Annotated in this window: 22 protein-coding genes and 1 riboswitch; of the genes, 13 read left to right on the top strand and 9 right to left on the bottom strand. The window is 44.4% G+C overall.

What is annotated here, in order from left to right:
- Window positions 1–41: 41 nt before the first annotated feature.
- A complete protein-coding gene (locus tag BN161_RS19490) occupies window positions 42–1,412 on the bottom strand; it encodes a glycoside hydrolase family 28 protein (protein WP_044269517.1) in 1,371 nt (456 codons plus the stop codon).
- Between the two features lie 177 nt (window positions 1,413–1,589).
- On the opposite strand from BN161_RS19490, the gene BN161_RS19485 reads away from it, so the two are divergent.
- The 3 genes from BN161_RS19485 to BN161_RS19475 are packed head-to-tail and all read left to right on the top strand — an operon-like array spanning window position 1,590 to window position 4,079.
- Complete coding sequence (locus BN161_RS19485; protein ID WP_044269516.1) at window positions 1,590–2,645, top strand: Gfo/Idh/MocA family oxidoreductase; 1,056 nt, start codon at window positions 1,590–1,592, stop codon at window positions 2,643–2,645.
- An 8-nt stretch (window positions 2,646–2,653) separates the two neighbouring features.
- Entirely contained in the window at window positions 2,654–3,472 is an 819-nt protein-coding gene (gene thiD / locus BN161_RS19480) for a bifunctional hydroxymethylpyrimidine kinase/phosphomethylpyrimidine kinase (RefSeq protein WP_044269490.1), read from the top strand.
- A gap of 4 nt (window positions 3,473–3,476) precedes the next feature.
- Window positions 3,477–4,079, top strand: coding sequence for a thiamine phosphate synthase (locus BN161_RS19475; RefSeq protein WP_044269489.1), 603 nt, complete (start codon window positions 3,477–3,479; stop codon window positions 4,077–4,079).
- Between the two features lie 88 nt (window positions 4,080–4,167).
- Here the strand turns inward: BN161_RS19475 and BN161_RS19470 are convergent, their stop codons facing one another.
- From BN161_RS19470 to BN161_RS19455, 4 genes are all read right to left on the bottom strand, one after another.
- Window positions 4,168–4,941 carry a sulfide-dependent adenosine diphosphate thiazole synthase gene (locus BN161_RS19470; RefSeq protein WP_044269488.1) on the bottom strand — a complete coding sequence of 258 codons (774 nt, stop codon included), beginning with the start codon at window positions 4,939–4,941 and terminating at the stop codon, window positions 4,168–4,170.
- A gap of 123 nt (window positions 4,942–5,064) precedes the next feature.
- On the bottom strand, window positions 5,065–6,759 hold the full coding sequence (gene thiC / locus BN161_RS19465; RefSeq protein ID WP_044269487.1) for a phosphomethylpyrimidine synthase ThiC: 1,695 nt from the start codon (window positions 6,757–6,759) through the stop codon (window positions 5,065–5,067).
- Between the two features lie 17 nt (window positions 6,760–6,776).
- Complete coding sequence (locus BN161_RS19460; RefSeq protein ID WP_044269486.1) at window positions 6,777–7,397, bottom strand: thiamine phosphate synthase; 621 nt, start codon at window positions 7,395–7,397, stop codon at window positions 6,777–6,779.
- Between the two features lie 59 nt (window positions 7,398–7,456).
- Window positions 7,457–7,551: riboswitch (TPP riboswitch) on the bottom strand.
- A 54-nt stretch (window positions 7,552–7,605) separates the two neighbouring features.
- On the bottom strand, window positions 7,606–8,457 hold the full coding sequence (locus BN161_RS19455) for an exodeoxyribonuclease X C-terminal domain-containing protein (RefSeq protein WP_044269485.1): 852 nt from the start codon (window positions 8,455–8,457) through the stop codon (window positions 7,606–7,608).
- Between the two features lie 423 nt (window positions 8,458–8,880).
- Here BN161_RS19455 and BN161_RS19450 point away from each other — a divergent pair, with 423 nt between their 5' ends.
- Window positions 8,881–9,648 carry a DUF4846 domain-containing protein gene (locus BN161_RS19450; RefSeq protein ID WP_244436564.1) on the top strand — a complete coding sequence of 256 codons (768 nt, stop codon included), beginning with the start codon at window positions 8,881–8,883 and terminating at the stop codon, window positions 9,646–9,648.
- A 75-nt stretch (window positions 9,649–9,723) separates the two neighbouring features.
- On the opposite strand, the gene BN161_RS19445 is transcribed toward BN161_RS19450, so the two are convergent.
- Window positions 9,724–10,779, bottom strand: coding sequence for a porin (locus tag BN161_RS19445; protein ID WP_044269515.1), 1,056 nt, complete (start codon window positions 10,777–10,779; stop codon window positions 9,724–9,726).
- Window positions 10,780–11,103: 324 nt separating this feature from the next.
- Here BN161_RS19445 and xyn10D/fae1 point away from each other — a divergent pair, with 324 nt between their 5' ends.
- Window positions 11,104–13,254: a bifunctional endo-1,4-beta-xylanase/feruloyl esterase gene (gene xyn10D/fae1, locus BN161_RS19440; protein WP_044269514.1), complete on the top strand. Its 2,151-nt coding sequence runs from the start codon at window positions 11,104–11,106 to the stop codon at window positions 13,252–13,254.
- Between the two features lie 338 nt (window positions 13,255–13,592).
- A complete protein-coding gene (locus BN161_RS19435; protein ID WP_044269483.1) occupies window positions 13,593–14,801 on the top strand; it encodes an ATP-binding protein in 1,209 nt (402 codons plus the stop codon).
- A 42-nt stretch (window positions 14,802–14,843) separates the two neighbouring features.
- On the opposite strand, the gene BN161_RS19430 is transcribed toward BN161_RS19435, so the two are convergent.
- Window positions 14,844–15,317: an HU family DNA-binding protein gene (locus BN161_RS19430; RefSeq protein ID WP_044269481.1), complete on the bottom strand. Its 474-nt coding sequence runs from the start codon at window positions 15,315–15,317 to the stop codon at window positions 14,844–14,846.
- Window positions 15,318–15,585: 268 nt separating this feature from the next.
- Between BN161_RS19430 and mnmA the strand changes: the two genes are divergently transcribed.
- The 7 genes from mnmA (at window position 15,586) to BN161_RS19395 (ending at window position 22,528) form a co-directional block, all read left to right on the top strand.
- The gene (gene mnmA, locus BN161_RS19425) at window positions 15,586–16,665 is read left to right on the top strand and encodes a tRNA 2-thiouridine(34) synthase MnmA (RefSeq protein WP_044269480.1); all 1,080 of its coding nucleotides are present in this window, start codon (window positions 15,586–15,588) and stop codon (window positions 16,663–16,665) included.
- A 16-nt stretch (window positions 16,666–16,681) separates the two neighbouring features.
- A complete protein-coding gene (locus BN161_RS19420) occupies window positions 16,682–18,052 on the top strand; it encodes a S8 family peptidase (protein ID WP_044269479.1) in 1,371 nt (456 codons plus the stop codon).
- Window positions 18,053–18,120: 68 nt separating this feature from the next.
- Window positions 18,121–19,359, top strand: a complete 1,239-nt coding sequence (gene xseA / locus BN161_RS19415) for an exodeoxyribonuclease VII large subunit (RefSeq protein WP_044269478.1) — start codon at window positions 18,121–18,123, stop codon at window positions 19,357–19,359.
- 8 nt (window positions 19,360–19,367) lie between these two features.
- Window positions 19,368–19,583, top strand: coding sequence for an exodeoxyribonuclease VII small subunit (xseB, locus tag BN161_RS19410; RefSeq protein ID WP_044269476.1), 216 nt, complete (start codon window positions 19,368–19,370; stop codon window positions 19,581–19,583).
- Between the two features lie 52 nt (window positions 19,584–19,635).
- Window positions 19,636–20,655, top strand: a complete 1,020-nt coding sequence (locus BN161_RS29550) for a branched-chain amino acid aminotransferase (RefSeq protein WP_044269475.1) — start codon at window positions 19,636–19,638, stop codon at window positions 20,653–20,655.
- Window positions 20,656–20,658: 3 nt separating this feature from the next.
- Window positions 20,659–21,417 carry a tRNA (guanosine(46)-N7)-methyltransferase TrmB gene (trmB, locus tag BN161_RS29545; protein WP_044269473.1) on the top strand — a complete coding sequence of 253 codons (759 nt, stop codon included), beginning with the start codon at window positions 20,659–20,661 and terminating at the stop codon, window positions 21,415–21,417.
- A gap of 10 nt (window positions 21,418–21,427) precedes the next feature.
- Window positions 21,428–22,528 carry an Mrp/NBP35 family ATP-binding protein gene (locus BN161_RS19395; protein ID WP_044269472.1) on the top strand — a complete coding sequence of 367 codons (1,101 nt, stop codon included), beginning with the start codon at window positions 21,428–21,430 and terminating at the stop codon, window positions 22,526–22,528.
- Between the two features lie 83 nt (window positions 22,529–22,611).
- On the opposite strand, the gene BN161_RS19390 is transcribed toward BN161_RS19395, so the two are convergent.
- Window positions 22,612–23,811: a peroxiredoxin family protein gene (locus BN161_RS19390; protein WP_044269471.1), complete on the bottom strand. Its 1,200-nt coding sequence runs from the start codon at window positions 23,809–23,811 to the stop codon at window positions 22,612–22,614.
- 118 nt (window positions 23,812–23,929) lie between these two features.
- On the bottom strand, window positions 23,930–25,957 hold the full coding sequence (locus BN161_RS19385; protein WP_044269469.1) for a M56 family metallopeptidase: 2,028 nt from the start codon (window positions 25,955–25,957) through the stop codon (window positions 23,930–23,932).

Raw genomic sequence — 25,957 nt, 5'->3', positions numbered from 1 at the left:
ATCCCCATGTTCCGGACATGGGGATATAATCCTTTCTGCTGTTAATCAGTTTGCTCAGCGGAAGTAATCTGCTTACCGTTCACCTCTACGTTTTCGAGCGTTAAGTTCACTACATTGTCCATCTGTATGGCTTTCGGTGCCTGTTTTACCTTTATGTTCCGCAGGGTGATATTATAAAGTTTAGCTTCCGGTAATCCGTTTGCCATGAGTGCTACGCTGTCCACGCGGTTGCAAGTTACATCTTCTATGCAGATATTGCGGAAGAGTGTCGGATGATTTCCACCGCGGTATCCGTGGTAGTTCGTACGGAAATTAATCACTCCCCACAGGCAGACGTCCGCTTCTATCCGGCGCATGTTCAGATTTTCAAAGTAACCGCCACGGTCCAGATTTGATTTGAAGTAAATACCATTGCGGCAACTGTCTATCTTGCAATCCTCGATAAAGATGTTCCGTACGCCACCGGACATTTCACTACCGATGGTAATGGCCCACCGGGCGAAGTGGCAGTTACGGATAATCACATTTTCCGTGGCTTGGCCGATGCGCCAGCCGTCCTGGTCGCGTCCTGATTTTATGGCGATGCCATCATCTCCCACATTGAAGTCCATGTTCTCAATCAGTACGTTCGTGCTTGATTCCGGATCACAACCATCGTTGTTGTAGTTGTTACTGTCTATATATACATTGCGTACGGTGACATTGTCGCAGAATACAGGATGGATAATCCAGAACGGAGAATCGTATATCTGTACATCTTCTACAAGTACATTCTTGCAGCCGTAGAATTGTATCATGCACGGGCGCAGGTAATATCCCTCTCCGAATACGCGTTCGTATACCGGGATGGAATCTATACCCATCTGGCGCAAGCGATCCAAGGAGGGACCTTGCAGGGCGTGCCAACCATTGAAAGTTACAGCTCCGTTGCCGTCAATCGTGCCTTTGCCGGTCAGGGCGACATTGGTGCACTGGTAGGCATAGATGAAAGGGGAGTAGTTGAAACATTCCGTTCCTTCCCATTTGGTCAATACCATGGGGAGATAGTCAGAGGCCACGGTCGAGAATTCCAGACGTGCGCCTTCCGCAACGTGCAGGTTTACATTACTTTTCAGCAGGATGGCGCCTTTGCTGAAATAGTTTCCGGCAGGGATGAGAACGGTGCCGCCGCCATTTGTATTACATTGATTGATGGCTTCCAATATGGCAGGTCGGCTGTCAAAACTCGTATCGTTTTTTGCCCCGTAGGCAGTTACGTCATATATACTGTCCGGAAAAGTGGGCGGAACAATGTTCTTCAGGATTTCGGGGACTTTTGCCCATTCACCGGATTCTTTGCGGGTGGTTGCAGTGCTGCTACATGCCGCCCATAGAATGGGGAGTAGACAGGCTAAAAAAGCTAATTTCTTCATGGTATTCAATATAAATATGGTATTCAATCTACATAATGCGTGTGGCAAAAATACCTGTTTCCAGTCGAAGTATATAGTCAGAATTGATTTTTGGATTGGAGATTTTGATATTATCGTTGCTTCATGAAGCAAATAATGATAAATTCATTAGTTTTGCCGAAAGAAAAAATGAAAGATATGGATAAGATAAGAACCGGATTGGCTGCCTTTGGAATGTCGGGACAAGTGTTTCATGCTCCTTTTATTTCCACAAATCCTCATTTTGAGTTGACTGCTGTCACTGAGCGTAGTAAAGAATTGTCACGGGCGAAGTATCCGCAATCCCGTATTGTGCGTAGTTTTGATGAATTGATAGGAGTGGAAGAACTGGAGTTAGTGGTAGTGAACACCCCTGACAGTTTCCATTACGAATATGCCCGTCGTGCTCTCGAAGCCGGAAAACATGTTATCGTTGAAAAACCTTTCACCACTACTGTAGAGGAAGGTGAAGAACTCGTAGCTCTTGCTGCGGAAAAAGAACTGACCTTAAGTGTTTACCAGAATCGTCGTTGGGATTGTGATTTCCTGACCGTGAAAGAAATATTGACTCAAGGATTGTTAGGCCGTCTGGTCGAATTTGAATCAACCTTTCCTCGCTACCGGAATTTCATCAAGCCGAACACTTGGAAAGAAACCGGCGAGAATGGTGGTGGTCTGACTTATAATCTGGGTGCCCATGTCATCGACCAGGCTGTTCAACTATTTGGCATGCCCGAAGCTGTATTTGCTGATATTGCAACTTTACGTACCGGTGGTAAAGTAGATGATTATTTTATCATCCATCTGATGAAACCTGCCCGGATGCCGGAAGTGAAAATCACCTTGAAAGCCAGCTATCTGATGTGTGAGAATGAACCTCGCTTTGTTCTTCATGGAACGGAAGGCTCTTATGTGAAGTATGGTCTTGATCCTCAAGAGGCAGATCTGACTAAAGGTATGTTGCCGGATACCCCGCATTGGGGAGAAGAGGATGAATCCCAATGGGGAATACTCCATACGGAAAAAGATGGTAATGTGGTGCGGAAACCTTATCCGACCCTTCCCGGAAACTACGCTGCTTTTTATGAGAATATTTATCAGCATATCCGGAATGGCGAAGTGTTGCAAAGTGATGCGTGCGGAGTGCTTGGCGTTATCCACCTGATTGAGGCGGCATGGGAGAGTAGTCGTACAGGGAATGTTATAAAGTTGTAATTTGGTTTATGGATAAGAAAGCAATCGTTCTTTCCGTTGCCGGTTCCGACAGTTCCGGTGGCGCGGGTATACAGGCAGATATAAAAGCTATCTCGGCACTTGGAGGTTATGCAGCTACTGCCATCACAGCCATTACAGTGCAGAATACATTGGGTGTGCAAGCCGTTCATCCTATTGCGGCAGAGCTGGTAGGCCAACAGATGCAGGCGGTGATGGAAGACTTGCAACCGGATGCCATTAAAATAGGTATGACCGGAAACGTAGAGATTATCTATGAAATAGTACGGATACTGCGTCGCTATTCTCCCCGGAAAGTGGTTTTCGATCCGGTGATGGTTTCTACCAGCGGGCATAGTCTGATGACGGATGAGGCATTGGAAGCCATTCGTACTAAGTTGATTCCGAAAGTAACTCTCGTAACTCCTAATCTGCACGAAACAGAAGTATTGTTGCAACAACCGGTTCAGACGATTGATGAAATGGAGGATGCCGCATGCCGGTTATTCGAAAAATATCACTGTGCTTTTCTTATTAAAGGAGGTCATCTGACCGGTCATGAAATGTGCGATGTACTTTATGACGGAAAAGAACTGAATATCTTTGGTGGCAGGCGTATTCATTCCGCCAACCTGCACGGTACGGGATGCACGCTTTCATCCGCCATTGCCACTTTTCTGGCGCAAGGATCATCCTTGTATGAAGCAGTGGAACAGGCCAAAGAATACATTTCCTGTGCTATTGAAGCCGGGAAGAATTTACGTATAGGGCAGGGGAATGGTCCTTTGTGGCATTTCCCGTTTCCGACGCATCCGGTAAATGAAGGATAGAAAAATGAAACTGATTATTATCACCTCTCCGGATTTTATTCCGGATGAAGCACGCATCGTCACTGAGTTATTCAAAGCCGGACTGGACTTGCTGCATGTACGCAAACCGGATGCGGATGTTCATGCGGTAGAAAATCTGCTGCAAGGTATTGCTCCGGAATATAGAACCCGGATTGTCATTCATGATTTCTTTTCTTTGAAAGATAAATATCTTCTAGGCGGAATTCACTTGAATTCCCGTCATCCGGAGGCACCTGCAAATTATGAGGGAATACTGAGTCGTGCCTGCCATAGCTTGGAAGAAGTGGAAAGTACAGTCTCCCTATTCAATTATGTGCTTATGAGTCCTGTTTACGATAGCATTTCCAAACAGGGATATCGCTCGGGATATTCAAAGGATGAGTTGAAACAAGCACAGGAAAGCGGAGTCATCCATGAAAAGGTAGTAGCCTTAGGCGGAATAAGTGAGGTGAACCTTGTGGAAATAAAGTCTCTTGGCTTTGGTGGTGCAGCTTTATTAGGAGATATCTGGAACCGTTACCATACGTGGAAAGATGCCGAAGAGTTGCTTGCTCATTTCAGGAGGCTGAAAAAGATTGCAGGATAAGTCTATACAAGAGTATGCCAAAGATCACCACAGATTAAATCTGTGGTGAAAAAATTGCCCACCTTGATAAATAGTGGTTTCTGGGAAATTACTTCTTCAGCTTCGCGATAATTTCCTCAGCTACCTTTTTACCGGACATCAACATTCCTCCAAAGATCGGTCCCATACGCGGAGTGCCCGAAACGGCGGAAGCAGCCATGCCGCAAACGTAAAGTCCCGGATAGATTTCCTTCGTACCGTTTACAACCTCTTCCTCTCCTGCAATTACATCCAGTGAACGTTCGCCAATTACACCACCGGTTTCGGTTGCCAGGCGACTGCCATTCTTGCGGGCTACGGTAGCGGCTATTTCGCTGTCATGGCCTGTTCCGTCTATTACTATCTTTGCAAGGATGTTTAGCGGGTCCACGTGCATGCCTTCGCGTAATACGGGAGTCCAGTTTACCACTACTCCGCTTACCGTATTATTCTTGAAGATAACATCTTCTACGGAATAGCAGTTGAATACGGTGGCTCCGGCATGTACGGCATGATAAAGCAATGCAGAGGTACTCTCTACAGAGTCCATCACATATAAGCCGTCCTCATATTCCTCGTGGTTGATATTGAATTCCTTTACAATGTCAATCGCTTCTTCCTGAATCACAATCTGGTTGAACATCATGGCACCGCCCCACATTCCGCCGCCGGGGGCAAGCTTACGGTCGAACTGCGCTACTTTCAACCCGGCCTTTGCCAGATAATAAGCGGCTACTATGCCCGACGGACCACCACCTACAATGGCAACGTCCAGATCAAGATTTCTCTCTAATTTCTCAAAATAGGTACTGATGATACCTTTGGATACTTTTGTTTCAATCATTTTCTTATAAGTTTAAAAAGTAATAGTTACAAACTACAAGTTACAAGTTACGAGCTACAAGCTACGAGTGGCTGCGCTATGAAACTGCAGAGCACTTGTAGCTCGTAGCTTGTAACTCGTAGCTTATTCATAATCACAATCTCTCAGTCGTTGGCTGATGCGCATGGCACAGAAGTTGGGCCCGCACATGGTGCAATACTTCCCGTTCAGGTGGTTGGCTTCCTTGTAATATTGCAAGGCGCGTTCCGGATCAAGACTCAGATTGAACTGGTCTTTCCAGCGGAATTCATAGCGGGCTTTGCTTAAGGCATCGTCACGTACTTCGGCACCCGGATGGCCTTTGGCAAGGTCTGCGGCGTGTGCGGCAATTTTGTAAGTTACCACTCCTACGCGTACATCTTCTTTCTGCGGTAATGCAAGATGTTCTTTGGGTGTCACATAGCAAAGCATCGCTGTTCCGTACCAACCGATTTGTGCTGCGCCAATGGCACTTGTGATGTGATCATATCCCGGTGCAATATCTGTAACCAGTGGACCGAGAGTATAGAACGGTGCTCCGTGGCATTTCTCAATCTGTCGGTCCATATTTTCCCTGATCTTATGCATGGGTACGTGTCCCGGACCTTCGATGAATGCCTGTACATTTTTTGCCCAGGCGCGTTCTACCAGTTCTCCCATCGTATCCAGTTCCGCAAATTGTGCCCGGTCGTTCGCATCACGGATAGCTCCCGGACGCAAACCGTCACCTAATGAAAGTGCCACATCATATTGTGTGCATATATCGCATATATCATCGAAATGCTCATACAGGAAACTCTCTTTCTGATGGATTTTACACCATTGGGAGATAATGCTTCCTCCCCGGCTCACCATTCCGCAAAGGCGGTCATTGGCATAATGAATATTCTTCAGGCGGATGCCGCAGTGGATTGTAAAATAATCTACCCCTTGCTCGCACTGTTCGATCAGGGTATCCTTAAATAGCTCCCAGGTAAGGTTTTCCGCCTTTCCGTGTACTTTCTCCATTGCCTGATACATGGGAACCGTACCTACCGGAACAGGACAATTCCGGATAATCCATTCCCGTGTCTCGTGAATATTCTCTCCTGTAGATAAGTCCATCAGCGTATCTCCACCCCATTTGCAACTCCAGACGGCCTTTTCCACTTCTTCTTCAATCGTGGAAGAGGTAGCTGAATTTCCGATATTCGTATTAATCTTTACGAGGAACTTTGAACCGATAATCATAGGTTCTGCTTCGGGATGGTTGATGTTGGCGGGTAAGGCGGCACGTCCTGCCGCAATTTCATCACGCACAAACTCAGGTGTGATGTAAGTTTCTATACCCAACTCTTGGCAGTTCATATTCTCACGGATGGCTACATACTCCATTTCCGGTGTTATGATACCCTGTTTGGCATAGTACATCTGCGTAATCTGCTTGCCTGCTTTGGCGCGATAGGGCAAAGTGATATGATCAAAACGGAGGGAGTCAAGACTTTTGTCTGCCAGACGCATCTTTCCATATTCGGAGCTGATTTCCGTCAACCGTTCTACATCCCGTTCCTGTATCCACGGTTCGCGGAGGCGTGGCAAACCTTTCTTTAAATCTACCTTCTGTTCCGGATCACTGTATGCGCCGCTTGTATCATATATGTAGACGGGTGCATTCTCCGTCATAACTTTTTTCCCGTTTTCCACTATTACGGTAGGGGTAAGGTTCACTTTTCGCATCCCAACTTTCAGATAAGGATGGAGTTGCCCCTGCATATAGACTTTCTCGGATTCGGGATAAGTAATTTTTGTTTTATCTTCCATGGTTCGCTAATTGATTGCTATTGGGTCAGTCGTATAATTGTTTCCATTTCACGTACCGGATTCTCAGCTTTTAGAATACCGCCGCTCAATGCTATTCCGCTCAGTCCTGATGCTTTCAGGGATGGGATGTCCTCACGTGTGATTCCACCGATGGCAACGACAGGAATTGTTATTCCTTCTTCGTGCATTTGCGTCAGGATGGAATGATAACCGTCCAGCCCCAGAATGGGTGATAACTTTTGTTTGGTAGTTGTGAAGCGGAAAGGGCCGCAACCGATGTAGTCGGCGCCATCAGCGGCATGTTGCCGGATGTCCTCGAACGTGTTGGCTGTTCCGCCAATAATGAAATCTTTGCCCAGCCTTTCCCTTGCTTCTTTTATCGGCATATCCAGTTTTCCTAAGTGGACACCGTCCGCGCCAATCTGTTTCACCAGTTCCACGTGGTCATCAATGATGAACGTGGCTCCGTATTGGCGGCAGAGTTCCTGCACTTGCATGGCTGTGGCTTTCAGCTCTTCTGAAGAAGCATCCTTCATCCGAAGCTGAACCCAGCGGCAACCCCCTTCAAGGGCTATGCGTGCGGAGTCCGAATAAGAAATGGATGCCGTAAAATGCGTAATGAATTGTACGTCAAACATTCAAACTCTGAATTTAGAAATTATACTTACAGAAAGGGATAGTAGTATAAACGAATAGTAGAATATAGAAAGAAAATTCCCTTCGACGGTACTAACCGTATCAGGTTCATTGGGTATAATCTCAGCTATTTTTATAGCACCCCCTTTTCTGCCGACAAAGAAAGGACGAATGTTTTTAATAGGAATAATACCGCTCTATCTTTTAAGTTTATTTAAACTTGACATAATTGAGGCGGGTGTATTGCTTGTTTCCCGAAGTAAAGGTACAAGAGATGCGTGCCGAGGCAATATATACCGATTCTCCGGGCTCGAAAGCGTGCTCCGTAGCGGGTACCTGGCACGATTCCCGGCTTGCCGTACGCGAGCTGATCCGGAAAGTGACGAGATTGCCGATAGGGTCTTCCAAAGTCAGTATCTGCCGGACATAGAAATAAGGAGTCGTTCCTTTCACGGTGGTTTTGTAAGGATCGTCTTCCAGCCGGACACGGAGCACTTTCAGTGTCAGTTCTTTCACTTTATCCCCTTCTTTTCCCAGAAAACGGCTGGTAGAATATTTCTGATGTGCCTGCCGCTTCTGAATATCCAGATGGACGGAATGATATACTTGTGCTATCTGTACGAAGCGTTCCTGTTTTGGTATACGTGGAGTAAATTTATAAGCAATCCAACTCACATATGCCGGATCGATACGGAAGATTTCGTGCAGGAAATGTCCATGATACTTTCCGAAAGAGATAATGTCGTCTCCCTTACTCTGCATGCGTTTGACATTGTATTCTACTAGCAGAATGCAACGTGGAGAATAATAACATAGGCTGCTTGCCGCTCGCAGACTTTCATGGATGTCTGTAGAGAGGTCCTGGACGTAAAAGATGGACTGGCGTTCGGGAAGAGGGGAATACACCCATAAGGAGTAACGGGGAGACTCCGGACGGGGCAGTACAACCAGATAAGCACCTGCCTCTTTGTAAGAGGTTCTTCCCTGATTGTATTCGTTTAGTTTCTTGTACAACAGTTCTTGTTCAGCTTCTGATATACCAGGAAGAATCGGATTTGCCATAAGCTCTGAGTTATTTACTCAAATATATGATTTTTCGGGCAAATAATCAAGTTTTGTATGGAAAAGTTTAGAAAGTCTCTCTTTTTTTATACAATTCATGCTTTCGTTGTGATGTGTTTCTTTTATATCTGTTCCGTACCCGAATCGTATCAGGGCCGTACTTGCTCCGTACATTCTTCGGTCAAAGGTACTTCTACACGGAGAAAGTACGGAGCGGGTACGGAGCAAGTACGGCTCTGATACGCCACAGATGTTTCTGGAGGTATTTAAGACTTGGTGTTTATCTCCCTATATTATTTTGAAATATCTGAAATTTTATATTCATAAATGGAGTCTGTGTCCGAATTATTATTACTTTTACTATCTCACGTTTAAAGTGCTTAATCTGATATGAAAAAGATATATTTGTTTTGCGTGGTTTACATGTTTTCTGTTATCTCATTGAATGCACAAAACATTGAAGCTATTATTGCACCTCCTGTGGGATATGTGCGGGAGGCTTGTGGACAATCTTCTTTTACTGCTTATTTACGCCAGTTGCCATTATTGCCGAAGGGGAGTAAAGTGTTGCTCTATAATGGGAAGGAAAAGGGGAATCAGGCTGCAGCATTTGCCGTAGTGGATATGGAGATAGGGCATCGGGATCTACAACAATGTGCGGATGCGGTAATACGTCTGCGTGCAGAATACTTATGGTCGCAGAGACGTTATGATGAAATTCAGTTCAATTTTACGAGTGGATTTAAAGCTGAGTATAAAAAATGGGCAGACGGAAATCGCATTAAGGTTAATGGGAATGTTGCGCAATGGTATGTATCCGGAGGTTCTGATTATTCTTATCAGACTTTCTGTAAATATCTGGATATTGTTTTTATGTATGCCGGAACGGCCTCTTTGTCGAAAGAACTTGTTTCGGTTCCTTATACATCTTTACAACCCGGAGATGTGTTTATCAAAGGCGGGTCACCGGGGCACGCAGTCATTGTAGTGGATGTGGCGATTTATCCTCAAACAGGAAAGAAAGTGTTCCTGCTGGCACAGAGCTATATGCCGGCTCAACAGATTCACATATTGGTGAATCCCGCTAACCGTGGATTATCGCCTTGGTATGAGCTGTCTGACAATGATGAAGGTAAGCTCTACACTCCGGAATGGGTGTTTGAGAAGAAGGGTTTGAAACGGTTTAAGTAGGATGAATGAGAGTGATTCAAAGAGTACTTACCGGACGTAAGGATGCACCTGTTGTTGGCAGGTGCATGTGAGGTGTTAGAACCTCACCATCAGTTCCAATACAATCTTATCTTGTTCAGACTCTTTGGCAATACTGTTTTTGGCGTAGAAATACTTTTCGTAGTTCAGCCGGAGGTCTGTACGGAATGCTTTGCTGAGGCTGAAAGTGATACCTCCGGTTATACGGTGGCGTTTGTAGTCGGTGGTAGTCAAAGCGCCGGTTTCTTCATCAATGGCTTTCCCATCGCTTTGGCTGGTCATCATGTCGTAGCGTGCCAGAAAGGACATCTTGTTGAATACTTTTCGTAAAGGGAGGTCGTAATTGATAAAACTATTTACGGCATGCACGTTGTCATAGGCATTGTCTGCATAAGTTTTGTACAAATACTCTCCTTCAATATGGAAGCGTCCGAATTCATAGAAAGCACCGATATCATACGAGTTTATCCTTACCTCTTGTGGCTGGATGCTCTGTATACTTAAAGCCAGATTCAGCTTTTTGGCGAAAAGGAATTGTGCTTTGGCGGAATAGTTTACCTCTTTGTGCCATTCTTTTTGATTAGTCAGTCCCGAACCATTGTAGAGTCCGCCTTCTAAGGTTACAGGTACTCCTGTGCCGAATTTATATCCCAATGTAACACCAACGTCACGTACATTACCAACTTGTTTCGCGATAAACGAACGGTTAGCGAAATATTGCTGATGTGGAGAGCGGTGGGCGTCGATTGTAAATGGTACTCGCATTTGTCCTGCGGTGACGGTCAGGTCTTTTATAGGGAAAAGGCGGGCGTAGGCATCCAGCATTTTGATTTGTCCTTCATCGGAGAGATCGATTTCCGCTTTATAAGCTACGATAGGCAATACATTTCCGGTAATGCTGATGCGTGCGTTGCGTACTTCGAAACGACTGGCGGCCATCTCAGTCTGATACTCAAACTTAGTACGGATAGTACCGTGTATTTCCGGCAGGTAATCCTTTGTTTCCAACTCTTCTTTATCAATCTTCTTTCCGTCCTCGTTGCGGTATGGCGTCTGGGCGTTTGCTGCCAGTGACAGCAGGGTGATGAGCAGCATGAATACGCTTTTCTTCATAATCATTAGTTGTAGTCGATTAATTAATGGCGGCAAAGTTCAGACATGTGTGTTATGTTTTTGTGTCATGCATGTTTCGTTTTGATTACAATCATCTTTATCTCTTCATTTCAGTGGCGATATTGCTCTTGAGAACCCATTTTCCTTCACTTTTATTAAAGGAGGTAACATAAACGAAAAAACGTGTTACACAAATATGAAGAATCTCTCTGAAAAAAGCATTCTTTTGTAACCGTTTCCAATTAGTGAGTGATATGCATGGAAAAATACATGAAATTGTAGATGAATAGATATACAATGAAAAACCTTTTAAATAATTATCAGATGAAACATTTATTCAAAATTTCTCTTTGCGCGTTGGCATTTACCATAGGCGCAAATAACGGGTTCGCACAAAGCGGCGAAACAGGATTGAAGGATGCTTATAAAGATTACTTCTCTATTGGCGTGGCTGTTAATATGCGTAATATCGCAAATCCCGAACAGATTGCCATTATCAAAAAAGACTTTAACAGTATTACGGCAGAAAACGACATGAAGCCGCAACCCACCGAGCCTGCCTACGGACAGTTCAACTGGGAGAATGCCGACAAGATCGCCAACTTTTGCCGTAGCAACGGTATCAAACTTCGCGGGCATTGCTTGATGTGGCATGCCCAGATAGGAGAGTGGATGTATAAGGATGAAAAAGGCAATCTTGTGTCGAAAGAGAAATTGTTCCAAAATATGAAGCACCACATCACAGCCATCGTGGAACGTTATAAAGACGTGATATATGCGTGGGACGTGGTGAACGAAGCTATCTCCGATGGTGGCTGGCAGGGTGGCCGGCGAGGCATGGGAGAGCAACCAAGTCCATATCGTAATTCCCCCCTTTATCAGATTGCCGGTGACGAGTTCATTAAGAAAGCCTTTATTTATGCCCGTGAGGCCGACCCTAATGTACTCCTTTTCTATAATGACTATAATGCTGCCGATCCTGGAAAGCGTGACCGTATCTATAATATGGTGAAATCCATGAAGGAAGAAGGTGTGCCCATTGATGGTATCGGCATGCAGGGACATTACAATGTCTACGGTCCGAGCATGGAAGATGTAGATGCTGCCTTGACAAAATACTCTACGATAGTGAAACATATTCATATTACCGAGTTGGATATTCGTGCCAATCAGGAAATGGGAGGACAGCTCAACTTCAGCCGTGATGGCGGCAATATCAGTCAGGTAGTGAAAACGCTTCAGGAAGATCAGTATGCTCGCCTGTTTAAAGTGCTTCGCAAGCATAAGGATGTGGTAGACAATGTTACTTTCTGGAATCTTTCCGATCGCGACTCATGGCTCGGCGCACGCAATTATCCGTTGCCTTACGATGAAAATTATAAGCCGAAACGTGTCTATAGCATCATTAAGGATTTTGATCCGGCACGCGATAATGCTGTGGTGAAAGAAGATTTCCGTCCTTCTGTGCTTAATCAGCCCGGACAGCAGTATCCTATGGTTAATTCGCAAGGATATGCCCGCTTCCGTGTAGTTGCTCCTGATGCCAAATCAGTCATTGTCAGCCTTGGACTGGGTGGTCGTGGCGGTACAGTTCTCCGCAAGGATAAAGAAGGTGTATGGGTGGGTACTACAGATGGCCCTATGGACGAGGGATTCCATTATTACCACCTCACTATCGACGGTGGCGTGTTTAATGACCCGGGAGCCAAGAATTATTACGGTTCTTGCCGATGGGAAAGCGGCATTGAGATTCCGGCTCATGACGAAGATTTCTATGCCATGAAACAAGTGCCTCATGGCAATATTCAGCAGGTTTATTTCTATTCCAAGAGTACGGACACTCACCGTCGTGCATTTGTTTATACACCGCCCACTTATGGCAAGGATAAGAAGAAGTATCCGGTTCTCTATTTACAGCACGGATGGGGAGAAGATGAAACGGCATGGTCCAACCAGGGACATGCGAATCTGATTATGGACAACCTGATTGCCGAAGGCAAGATTGAACCGTTCATCATTGTAATGACGTATGGTATGACGAATGATGTGAAATTTGGACATATCAGAGAGTTCACGGCTAAGGAGTTTGAAACGGTGCTGGTAGACGAACTGATACCTTATATTGATAGTAACTTCCGTACACAAGCCGACAAGAAGCACCGTGCTATGGCAGGGCTTTCTATGGGTGGTTTTGAGACGAAACTGATTACTCTGCGCCGTCCGGAGGTATTCAATTACTATGGACTGTTGAGCGGTGGTACTTATGCACCGGACGATATCAAGGATAAGAATCAGGTGGCATCCATTTTCATCAGTTGCGGAAGCAAGGAGAATCCGGATGGTGTGACTAAGGCTGTGAACGACCTCAAGGCTGCCGGTTTCAAGGCTACGTCGTTTGTTTCTCCCGATACGGCGCATGAATTCCTGACTTGGCGTAGAAGTTTGTATCACATGGCACAGTTGCTTTTCAAATAGGAATAAATTCGCTGAAACTGTTTTCACCGCGTTGTTCATTCCCTTCCGGAAGCTATGTCTTTTTATCCACCGTGATAAAGAACAGTCCCGGTAGGCGACCGGAAAACAGCCGAGGCGTTGATACTCAGACGCGGAATTTCACGGATTTTTTTGCTTATTCCGTGAAATTCCGCGTAATCTGTACGAAGTGTTCCTGTTTGAGGATGCGTAGGAGAATTTGCAGGTACCCCAACTGATATTGGCACTTAATAAATGTCGCATCTTTTTATAGGGTTTATAATTTATACTTAATAAAATTGCTATATTTGCATTGTTTATTAATCATAAATTATAAAAGAATGAAGCTGATAAACCGTCCTTTGTATACAAATAGAATACGTCCTTTTATTGGGAAGGGCATCATCAAAGTGCTGACCGGACAACGGCGGGTAGGGAAGAGTTGCATTTTAAAACAGCTTCAAATTGATATTCTTAAAGAGAATCCCCAGGCAAACATTCTCTATATCAATATGGAATACGAAGAATTCAGGGGCATTCGGAATGATACGGATTTGTTTGAATATCTGCGCGATAAGTTTCAGGAAGGTGTGGATAACTATCTCTTTATTGATGAAGTGCAGGATATTGATGGTTTTGAACATGTATTGCGTAGCTTGCAGGCAAGAGATAGCTGCGATATTTATATTACCGGTAGCAATGCTAAAATGCTTTCAGGAGAGTTGTCTACTTATCTTTCAGGACGATATGTGGAGTTTCATGTACACAGTTTGAATTATCCAGAGTTTTTAGAATTTCATCAATTGGAAGATAACAACCAAAGTTTGATGTTATATCTCACTTATGGCGGGCTCCCTTACTTATCTCGTTTGCAACTGACGGATGAACTGGCATTTGAGTATCTTCGGAATATTTATTCTACCATATTGTTGAAAGACGTAGTGAAGCGTGAGGGAATCCGCAATGTAGACTTTCTGGAGACATTGGCATTGTATACGGCTGATAATGTAGGAAGTCTTTTTTCTGCAAATAATATTAGTAAGTATTTGAAGTCACAAAGGGTGGATATATCTACTCCTCAGGTTATTAATTACCTGAAAGCTCTGAGCAGTGCTTATTTGATTAATAAAATAGGTAGGATTGATGTCACTGGATTGAGGAAGTTTGAGATTGGTGACAAATATTTCTTTGAAGATTTAGGTTTGCGGAATTGCCATCTGGGTTTCAATCTGCAGCGGGACATACAGAAATTACTGGAAAATGCTGTTTATCTCCATATCAGCTCCTTGCAATATGATGTGTATGTGGGTGATAATGCCCAAAAAGAGATAGACTTTGTTGGGGTGAAACAAGGTAAGCGAGTATATGTGCAAGTTGTTTATTTGATGGTAGATGACAAAACCCGGGAGCGGGAGTTTGGCAATCTGATGAATATACCGGATAATTATCCAAAGTATGTTGTCAGTTTGGATGAGTTTAATCGTGGAGGAGATGTGCAAGGCATACAGCATCTGCATTTGTCGGACTTTCTGAAGAAAGAGGTGTTATGAAGTACTCCTCAGGCTTGTGATGCGCTTGCGAGGGGGATTTTGTTATATTTGCCCTTCCTCTTTCAATCCTTTTTCTTCTTCCAGAATTTCAGGTGTCAGTAGTTCTTTGGGGAGGTAATAGCTCAAGGGTATGCGATAGCAGTCTACCTTCTTGAGGCGTCTGAGCAGATTGCGGTCTGCCATGAAATAGACCTTCGATACGCTGACCTCTCCGGGAGTCACCTGGCCCGGATGCTCGAATCCTTTGCTGGTCAAGGCAGTCTGAAAGGTACCGAATCCCCGTATAGTGACCGATTGTCCTTTGCTGAGTTCCGTTTCTATAACTTCGCTGACGGCGGTCAGCACTCCCTCTACCACTCCGCGGTTAAAACCTCCGCGCATGGCCACCAGTTCTCCCAGTTCTTTTTCATTTACTCCGCCACGGCGTTGTAATTTACGGATGACGGCATACCATAGTCCGCTTTTTGCCTTATTTAGCAGGTTTGTTTTTTGTCTTACTAAGTATGGAATTGACATGTTACTACTATTAAGTTGTGAACTTACTACTATTCTTGTTTTTGGTTACTACGGGGAACTTACGAGTTGTACAACTTGTAATGCTACAGTAGTACAACTTAAGCTGCTCTAGTTGTACAACTCGTAAGTTTTTCATAACTGCAAAGCTACGGAGAGGTAGGGAGAAACAAAGAGAATGATGTGAAGTCATGTGAAAAAGGTATGCCTTTTTTGTTTCTTCTCCCCGAAATCATCTATTTTTGTAAGCTAATTGAATGAATATCCTAAAATGGACAAACCTGAGAAGCGAGTATTGGTAGGTATGAGCGGTGGTATAGACAGTACCGCCACTTGCCTGATGTTGAAGGAACAGGGTTATGAGATAATCGGACTAACCATGTGGGTGTGGGGAGACGAACCTGTGGAAGCCCGGCAACTTGCCGACAGTATGGGTATCGAACACCATGTGGCTGATGAACGTGAGGCTTTTCGCAAAGTAATTGTGCAGAACTTTATTGATGAATATTGCCAGGGGCGGACACCCAATCCGTGCGTGATGTGTAATCCTACGTTTAAATTCCGCATACTCACAGAGTGGGCGGACAAACTAGGTTGCGCATTTATCTCTACCGGACATTACAGCCGTCTGGAAGAAAAGAACGGAAAGATATATATAGTGGCCGGAGACGACGATAAGAAAGACCAGTCTTATTTTCTTTGGAGACTGGGGCAGGATGTGCTGAGGCGTTGCATTTTTCCACTGGGCACCTATACGAAGTTGCAAGTGAGGGAATATCTGCGCGGGAGAGGCTATCCGTTGAAGGCGGAAGAAGGGGAGAGCATGGAGGTATGTTTCATCAAGGGTGATTATCGAGACTTCCTGCGCGAACATTCTCCTGAAATAGACCGTGAAATCGGTTCCGGATGGTTTGTCAATTCCGAAGGGGTGAAGTTGGGCGAGCATAAAGGTTTTCCCTATTATACCATCGGACAGCGGAAAGGTCTGGAAATAGCTTTGGGTAAACCGGCTTATGTGCTGAAGATAAATCCGCAGAAGAATACAGTGATGCTGGGTGATGCCGAACAATTGCGGACTGAATATATGCTGGCCGAACAGGATAATATCATTGATGAGCGGGAATTCTTCTCGGCTCCTGACTTGGCGGTGCGTATCCGTTATCGCAGCAAACCGATTCCCTGCACGGTGAAAAGGTTGGAAGACGGGCGGCTGTTCGTACATTTCTTGTCCGAAGCATCGGCTATTGCACCCGGTCAGTCGGCTGTATTCTATATTGGAAGGCGGGTAGTGGGGGGATCGTTTATTGCTTCCCAGCGGGGCATCGGGTTGGTTATTTCAGAAAATAAATAAGTAATTAAATAATAGCATGAGAAAATTGTTTTTCCTTTTAGTTATTGCCGTGTTTGCAACAGGGGTATCGGCACAGCAAGATACATTGAAATATCGCATTAGCCTGAAAGACAAGGCTGCCACAGAGTATTCGTTGAAGCGGCCGGAGAAATTCTTGTCCGAAAAGGCAATTGAACGCCGTAAAAAACAGAATCTTCCCATTGATTCTACAGATCTCCCGGTTTGCCGCAAATATATAGATGAGATTCGTAAGCAGGGAGTTAATATTGTGGTGACCGGAAAATGGAACAATTTTGTAACGGTGTCCTGCAACGATACGACTTTGATTGACCGCATAGCGGCACTGCCTTTTGTGCTTTCAACGGAGAAGGTCTGGATGTCTCCCGGTGCCGGCAAACCATCAATGGCAACGGAACGTGATTCTGTACTAAATCAACCGACGATACATCCGGATAGCATTTACGGACGTGCTATTACTCAGATCCAGTTGAGTAACGGTGACAAATTACACGAAGCGGGTTTCAAAGGGCAAGGTATGACGATTGCGGTTATCGATGCAGGCTTCCATAACGTGGATAAGATTACTGCTATGCAGAATATCCGTATTCTCGGTACAAAGGATTTTGTAAACCAACAGGCTGATATCTTTGCAGAAAGCAGCCATGGAATGAGCGTACTGTCCTGTATCGGTATGAACCGACCTGATATTATGACGGGTACGGCTCCCGAAGCTTCTTTCTGGTTGCTTCGCAGCGAGGATGAATATTCGGAACACCTGGTAGAACAGGATTATTGGTCGGCTGCGGTTGAATTTGCCGATAGTGTGGGAGTGGATGTAATCAATACATCTTTGGGATACTACTCATTTGATGATAAATCGAAGAATTATAAATATCGAGATTTGGATGGACGTCATGCATTGATGTCACGCCAGGCTTCCCATATTGCAGATAAAGGAATGATACTGGTGTGCAGTGCCGGCAACTCCGGTGCAGGTTCCTGGAAAAAGATCACTCCTCCGGGAGATGCCGATAATGTGTTGACGGTAGGAGCGATTGACAAGAGAGCTGTACTGGCTACTTTTTCTTCCGTAGGTAATACAGCGGATCATCGTGTGAAGCCGGATGTGGTTGCGGTAGGAGTTGGATCGGATGTGATCCGTACGGATGGTAACCAGGGACGGGCTAACGGTACTTCTTTTTCTTCACCTATCATGTGCGGTATGGTGACTTGTTTGTGGCAGGCTTGCCCGACGTTGACGGCAAAAGAAGTGATTGAGTTGGTGCGCCGATCCGGTGACCGTGCCGGTTTTCCGGATAATATCTACGGATATGGAGTACCTGATATGTGGAAGGCATACAATGATTATAAATCAAATAATAAATAACTGATTACAAGCTGTTACTCGTAGTTCGTCACTTGTAGCTGGTAGCTTGTCACTCGTAGCTGAATAATATGGAAGCATTATCTTTACTGGAACTTAATGCCTTGGTGCGCCGCAGTCTTGAACAATGCCTGCCTGATGAATATTGGGTACAGGCGGAGTTGAGTGATGTGCGAACGAACAGTACCGGGCATTGCTATCTGGAATTTATTCAGAAAGACCCCCGTAGCAATGGTTTGGTTGCAAAGGCGCGGGGTACTATCTGGTCGAATGTCTATCGGCTGCTGAAACCTTATTTTGAAGAAGCAACAGGGCAGGCTTTTGTTTCCGGTATTAAGGTACTGGTTCAGGTTATTGTCAGCTTTCACGAGCTTTATGGCTATAGTCTGACCGTACAGGATATCGATCCTACTTATACGTTAGGAGATATGGCACGTCGTCGTCGGGAAATACTGAAGCAACTGGAAGAAGAAGGTGTGCTTACTTTGAATAAAGAGTTGGATATGCCCGATTTACCGCAACGTATTGCCGTAATTTCTTCCCCTACGGCTGCCGGTTATGGTGATTTCTGCCATCAGTTGCAGAATAATCCCCGTGGCTTTTTCTTCTATACGGAGCTATTTCCTGCTTTGATGCAAGGCGACCGTGTAGAAGAGTCCGTATTGTCAGCTTTGGATCTTATTTTAAATCGTCAGAATGATTTTGATGCCGTAGTCATCATCCGTGGAGGTGGAGCTACTTCCGATCTTTCCGGTTTTGATACGTATTTGCTTGCTGCCGCGTGTGCCCAATTCCCGCTACCTATAATTACCGGAATAGGACATGAAAGAGATGATACAGTGCTTGATTCCGTGGCGCACACTCGTGTGAAAACTCCGACAGCAGCTGCCGAATATCTTATTGATTGTATGGATCTTGCTGCCGATGGGTTGGAAGTTCTTGCCAGCCGTTTACACGAAAGCGTCCTTTCCCGTCTGACGGAAGAGCATCGTAAATTGAATTTATACAGGAACCGTATTCCCTCTGCCGTTGTACGCCGTATCTCTGATGCTAAGTTGACTCTGCTGGCTGCCCGGAGAGATATTTCCCAGGCAGTTACGTCTTCCCTTTCGCGCCAACGTCATCGTCTGGAACTGTTACAGCAACGCTTGACTGATGCTTCACCCGAAAAGATGCTTGCCCGTGGCTATAGCATCACTCTGAAAGATGGGAAAGCTGTAAAAGATGCCGCTTCTCTGAATGAGAATGATGAAATACTCACCCGTTTTTACCGGGGCGAAGCAACCTCAATCGTAATTCATAAATCATAAATACTCCTATGCCTACTTCAAAGAAAAAAGAAACCTATTCCCAAGCCATGGAGCGCTTGGAGAAGATTGTCCGTCAAATAGACAATAATGAATTGGAAATTGATGCGCTTGCCGAAAAAATAAAGGAAGCGAATGAGATTATTGCGTTTTGCAGCGATAAATTGACCAAAGCTGACAAGGAAATCGAAAAATTACTGTCGGAGAAGCGGGAAAGTGAAGAATAAAGACTAAATTTGTTGCAGAATGTACGTAATGAGATTACTAATACTTTGAGATATGAAAGAAATAGATTGGTCTAATCTGTCATTCGGATACATGAAGACAGATTACAATGTGAGAATTAATTTCCGCGAAGGTGAGTGGGGAAAACTTGAAATCAGCAGTAGCGAACTTATCAATCTGCACATGGCGGCTACCTGTCTGCATTATGGACAGGAAGCGTTTGAAGGCTTAAAGGCATTCCGTGGCAAAGATGGTAAGGTACGTATTTTCCGTTTGGAAGAGAATGCTGCCCGCTTGCAGTCTACGTGTCGTGGTATCATGATGGCAGAATTGCCGACAGAACGTTTCAAAGAAGCTGTACTGACAGCGGTGAAAATGAACGAACGCTTTATACCGCCTTACGAGAGCGGTGCTTCCCTTTATATCCGTCCGTTGCTGATTGGAACCGGAGCACAGGTGGGGGTACGTCCTTCCAATGAATATATGTTCCTGATATTTGTTACTCCGGTAGGCCCATACTTTAAAGGTGGCTTTGCTGCTACTCCTTATGTCATTACACGTAAGTATGACCGTGCTGCTCCGCTTGGAACTGGTATTTATAAGGTTGGTGGTAATTATGCAGCCAGTTTGCGTGCCAGTCAGGAAGCTCATGCTGCCGGTTATTCTGCAGAATTCTATCTGGATGCTAAGGAGAAGAAGTACATCGACGAGTGTGGCGCTGCCAACTTCTTCGGAATAAAAGATAATACTTATATTACTCCTCTGTCTACTTCCATTCTGCCATCCATTACCAATAAGAGCTTGATGCAGTTGGCTGAAGATATGGGAATGAAGGTGGAACGTCGTCCGATTGCAGAAGAGGAACTTACTACGTTCGAGGAAGCCGGTGCATGTGGTACGGCTGCGGTGATTAGTCCGATTGAGCGCATAGATGATCCTGAAAATGAACATTCTTATGTGATAGCTAAGGATGGTAAACCGGGACCTGTCTGCACCAAGTTGTACAACAAGCTGCGTGGAATCCAATATGGTGACGAACCTGACACGCATGGCTGGGTAACCATTGTGGAATAACGCATGAGTAAAGGTAAGTTAGCGAAGTTTGCCGATATGGCAAGTTATCCGCATGTGTTCGAATATCCTTATTCAGCAGTAGATAACGTGCCCTTTGAGATGAAAGGAAAATGGAACGAGTCATTCTTCGGGAATGACCGTCCCATTGTTTTGGAATTAGGTTGCGGACGTGGTGAATATACCGTCGGGCTGGGACGATTGTTTCCTGATAAAAATTTTATCGGAGTGGATATTAAAGGTTCACGTATGTGGTCCGGTGCTACCGAGTCATTACAGGCAAGCATGAAGAATGTTGCCTTTTTGCGTACGAACATTGAAATAATCGACCGCTTTTTCTCAGAAAATGAAGTGAGTGAAATCTGGTTGACTTTCTCCGATCCGCAAATGAAGAAAGCTACCAAGCGCCTTACTTCCACTTATTTCATGGAACGTTATCGTAAATTCCTAAAACCGGATGGTATTGTTCATCTCAAGACAGATAGTAACTTTATGTTCACTTATACCCGTTGCATGATCGAGGAAAATCATCTTCCCGTGGATGTGCTGACAGAAGATCTGTATCACTCCGGCATGGCTGATGAAATTCTCAGCATCAAAACCTATTACGAGCAACAATGGTTGGACCGTGGATTGAACATCAAGTATATCAAGTTCCATCTGCCGAAGGAAGGCGAACTGCACGAACCCGATGTGGAAATAGAGTTAGATGAGTATCGCAGTTATAACCGCAGTAAGCGGAGTGGGCTGCAAACTTCAAAATAAAAAAAGAGTAATGACACTTTATCCTAAACTAATTTTAGATGCACTGGCCACAGTGCGATATCCCGGTACCGGAAAGAATCTGGTTGAGGCGGAAATGATTGCCGATAATTTACGTATTGACGGGATGAAAGTTAGTTTCTCACTGATATTTGAGAAACCGACCGATCCTTTCATGAAATCTGTAATAAAGGCGGCGGAAGCGGCTATTCATACGTATGTATCTGATGAGGTAGAAATAGCCATTACTACGGAAAGCAAACAGGCGGCACGTCCCGAACCAGGCAAACTGTTGTCTCAGGTGAAAAATATTATCGGAGTTTCTTCCGGTAAGGGTGGCGTAGGTAAATCAACGGTAGCTGCTAATCTTGCAGTGTCTTTGGCGAAGTTGGGTTACAGGGTTGGTTTGTTGGATGCCGATATTTTCGGGCCATCCATGCCGAAGATGTTTCAGGTGGAGGATGCGCGTCCTTATGCTGAGCACGTAGACGGCCGTGACTTGATTGTACCGGTTGAGAAGTATGGTATCAAATTGCTTTCTATTGGTTTTTTCGTTGATCCTGATCAGGCTACGTTGTGGCGTGGCGGCATGGCAAGTAATGCCTTGAAACAGCTGATAGGGGATGCGAATTGGGGAGAGCTTGACTATTTCTTAATCGACCTTCCTCCCGGAACGAGTGATATCCACCTGACAGTGGTTCAGACATTGGCGCTGACAGGAGCTATCGTAGTCAGCACACCGCAGGCTGTGGCATTGGCAGATGCCCGCAAAGGTATCAATATGTTTATCAATGATAAGGTGAATGTGCCTATTCTCGGTTTGGTAGAGAATATGGCCTGGTTTACACCTGCCGAACTTCCGGAGAATAAATACTATATTTTTGGAAAGGAAGGTGCCAAGAATCTGGCGGAAGAAATGAATGTGCCTTTGTTGGGGCAAATTCCTATCGTACAAAGCATTTGCGAAAGTGGAGATAAGGGTACTCCGGTAGCACTTGACGAGAATACCGTGACCGGACGCGCTTTCCTGCAATTAGCGGCAAGCGTGGTTCGCCAGGTAGATAAGCGGAATGTGGAGATGGCGCCGACAGAAGTAGTGAAGATGCATAAATAAGAAGTATCTTTTACGATTTATATAAGAAACAGTAGACTGAGTATTGACGACTCATTCTACTGTTTTTTTATTTGGATATATTTCTATAATAATTCTGTTATAGCATCTATAATTTCCTTGTTTGTCTTTTCATTGCCATAACCCCTGATGACTTTTCTGATGATGTGGTGTTTATCCAATATAAAAAAGAAAGGGGCGGCATTTCCTGTTTGATAGTCTTTGATTACCTGATCATTTGCATTTAGAATTGTGTAATTGAGTTTTTTATTATTTGCATAAACCTGAATGGCATGTTCTTTCCGACTCCATCCCTCAATTGCTATAAGATTAAAATCTTCATTGTTGAATTTGTCCTTCAATTCTTTCAGGAAAGGAACAGCGGCCTGACAGGCGCCGCAGCCTATTCCGGTAAAGTTGATTAGCAATACTTTGCTTTTTAAGTCGGCAAGTGATACCGGATTGCCATTGGAGTCATTTAAAGTCCATTCCGGAGCTTGCTTGCCTGTAAGTTCGGGTGCTGAAGTGGCTGCTTTGTTGCCATAGCTGTATGGCTCAACAGTATACCCCTTGGGGTAATAATCAGATACATTGAAATCATTAATGGACAATTGATTAAATTCTACGGATGTGATAGTCTTGACTGATATATCATGCGACATTTCTCTCCGTGCTTTATAAGGTAAGTTGTCCGACTTATGTATCCATATCTCGTAGATTGAAGTCGGTTCTACGTAAAATGGCGGTTTCGGCATATGATGGGCTTTACCGAAAAACTCCACTTGGGTCTCTTCTTCAATAACTAATCTGAAAAAGTAATCGTTATCTTTATCCTGTAAATCAATGGTTATATTATCTTTCGTTTGCAGGGCATATTTTATAATGTTTTTTGTGTAGTTATAAAAAGGCCCGGTCAATGGCCTGAAAGGAAGCGGGCGGGCGGTAAAGTTATCTTCTACGATTGCTTTGTCCTTATCGTACACCAGTACTCTTTTGTGTCCGTCATAGCAAAAGGTCATTTTATCCATGTCTTTCGTTTTGAAAGATGCATAACTAGCTCCAATAGTACTGTCATTCGGATTATTATATTCATTGGTATAATCAGAATAAGTAAATATCGGGACTGTATCAACAGGTTGCCAGGATTCATTAAAACTTGTATAGCTTGCTGACTCTATTTTTTCAAGATTAGCGAGTACCTTTTGTAGATATTCTTTTTTGCCTTCTTGCGCATGGATTGTATTGATTATGAGTAAGAGAGGAAATATGTAAATTAGTTTGTTCATGGCATGAATCGTTAATGGTTATCCGCATCCCACTCCTGATTGTGCTGTTAAAAATCAGGAGTAGGACATTACAGATAATCTTTATGTGAGAGAGAATTAATGTAGAAAGGAGGTTGTTTTATTGCAATCTGAATACGATAGGGAATGTATATTTAACATTGACCGGCATTCCTCTTTGTGTACCAGGCTTCCATTTAGGCATACTTGCGGTGACGCGAATCGCTTCTGTATCCAATAAGGGATCTACAGGCTGGATAACTTTGGGGTTGGTAATATTACCATTCTTATCAATGATAACCTGTATCATCACTCGTCCTTGAGTTCCTGCTTTTTGTGCTTCTACCGGGTATTTGATATTCTTGGACAGGTATTGCATAAGACCTCCCATACCACCGGGAAATTCAGGCATATTTTCAACCACTTCAAAAACTGGGTCTTCCTCTGCAGGGACTTGTTTGGGGGCATATCCAACAACAACGGTTTCATCAATTTTAGGTATAGGCTTATACTCCTCTTTTTGGCCATCATCCGATAAGCGGAACATGACAGGAACTGTATATTTCACCCGTACAGCTTTTCCTTTTTGCATACCAGGTTTCCAATTGGGCATTGTGCTGATAACGCGTACCGCTTCACCGTCCAATTCCGGGTCTGCTCCGCGGATAATCCCTATGTTGGAGATGCTTCCGTCTGCGTTGACAATAAATTGTACGGTAACGCGTCCTTGCGTACCACTCTTCTGTGCATTTATCGGATATCTGATGTTTTTCGATAAGAATTGCATCAAGCCGGACATTCCACCATCCGGAAATTCAGGCATTTGTTCCACTACTTCAAATACAGGATTATCAGGATCATCAGCTGGTGGATTTTGCCATTCTCTGTTCATGACAATCTTCATATTGGAATTATTCTCTTTGTTGACAGTGACGGGTACTCCCATCATTTTCCCATCTTTTTTCCAAATTACCACCATTTTGGCATTCTCAAATGCTTTGAAGGAGAAATTACCATTTTTTCCTGTGAGATACGATTGGTCTTTAGGGAGTTTGTAGCTGGCATCAACAAAAAACTCGGCGCCTTCCACTGCTTTCCCGTCTTTATCTACTACGACTCCTTGGTAAGTCACGAGCTTGTCTTTTTCCTGTTGCGGTGCCGGTGTTTTCAGCGGGACCGTTTCAGTAGCAACTTCCATCTCCGGCGTCGTTGCATCTGACGTCAGATTTTCTTCTACAGCCTCTATGACATCTTTTGCTATCTCTTTCGTGGTACGGGCCACGGCTTCGATATTGCTGATAATCATAAGTAAGGCTGCCAAGGGGAGAAACATAAGGTATTTAGTTCTCCCTATTTCTCGGGTTCTCTTTTTGTTCATCATTTTGATGCGTTTTTTTAAAGGTAATACATTAAAACTGTTATAGATAGTTGCTGCAGCCTTATGGTGTGATAATCCTAACAGGTGATACTGATAGGCTTTAGAGTCATGCCCAGTTTCCAGTACACGGTTGTCCGCCAGATATTCCAGATTGGTGCGAATTTCCCGTTTCATGAGCCAGGCAAAAGGATTGAACCAGCAAAATGTACATACAATCTCACTGACAAGTACATCAATGGAATGCCATTGGTTAGCATGAGTTTGTTCGTGGGTTAATATTTCGCTTAGTTCATCCTCTGTATGTGAAGTCGGATGGATAAAAATCCAGTGGAAGAAGGAAAAAGGTCCGCTTGCTTGTCTGAGCAGATGTACATTCGTATTTCCTATCTTTGCTTTCCGGCAACGGAAAGCCAGCCGGATAATGCCAGCCAACTGTATGAAGAAGCGGATTGCTAATACAATTACCATTCCCCAATAAGCAAAACCGACCGTTTGGAGCAGGAGGTTTTTCCAGTCGGCAGTTGCCTGTTCCGGTGTTATTGTAAATTCCGGTAAAACGATGTCGGCGTATAAATCTGCCATGGCTACCATAGGTTCCTGTTCCGTGATCCATGTCTGTATATTCAGTAGCGGATAAACGGCGGAAATGGCAAAGAAACAGAGCAAAGCGGTCCTGCGCCACGTGAAAAACGTGTCTTTATAGAAAAATAGCCGGTAGAACGCATAAAATAGCGCAATGGCTACATTGATTTTTAGAAAATAAGCTAACAT

The organism is Bacteroides timonensis (genome assembly GCF_000513195.1).
Classification (GTDB): Bacteria; Bacteroidota; Bacteroidia; order Bacteroidales; family Bacteroidaceae; genus Bacteroides; species Bacteroides timonensis.
This window is presented reverse-complemented; position numbering and strand designations above follow the sequence as displayed.